Here is a 561-nt window from a genome sequence, read left to right as displayed (position 1 = left end):
TCACGCTGGCGGCGGCGGGTCTGGCGGGTGCCGTCCATGTTCTGGCGCATGGGGGCCGGACGGTTCCAGACAACGCGATAGCCGTCCTCGTCGTCACCAAAGACCATGATTGCCATCTTCTCGGGAAGGCTGGGGTCGTCGAGGCTGCCCTGATAGAAAACCTCGCCGGTCGAATTGCTGGTGGCTTCCCAAAGCGCGCCGACCTGCACCCACTTGCGAGCGACGTTCAGCGCCATGATCTCGAACGCGGGGGCCTTCTCGTTCGTGCTTTCGACGGGGCGAAGGCCAAGGCGGGCAAGGTCGACGGTGAGGGTTGCAATCGAACCGATGAGCTGGCCGTTCTTGAGGGCGAAAGTACCGATGTTCATGAGTATTACTCCTATAGTGCGGGGCCTATCCCCTTGCCTTTGGTCCGGGGCCTCTCCCCTTCCCTTCCGACACACTAATTCTACTCCCTAAACTCTAAATACTGAACTGCATTGATTTCTTGACAGCTATTTACCGTACATGGTGAACCTGAGCCTAAATAGTTGGCGCGGTAGCGACATTACAAAGAAACGT

General features: G+C 57.8%; 1 protein-coding gene. It reads right to left on the bottom strand.

Annotated elements, in window-relative coordinates; translation table 11 throughout:
- A partial coding sequence (locus LH128_RS30670; protein WP_008833578.1) for a DUF736 domain-containing protein occupies positions 1-368 on the bottom strand: 368 nt, incomplete at its 3' end.
- Between the last annotated feature and the right edge of the window lie 193 nt (positions 369-561).

This window comes from Sphingomonas sp. LH128, from assembly GCF_000293195.2.
Lineage (GTDB): Bacteria > Pseudomonadota > Alphaproteobacteria > Sphingomonadales > Sphingomonadaceae > Novosphingobium > Novosphingobium resinovorum_A.
This window is presented reverse-complemented; position numbering and strand designations above follow the sequence as displayed.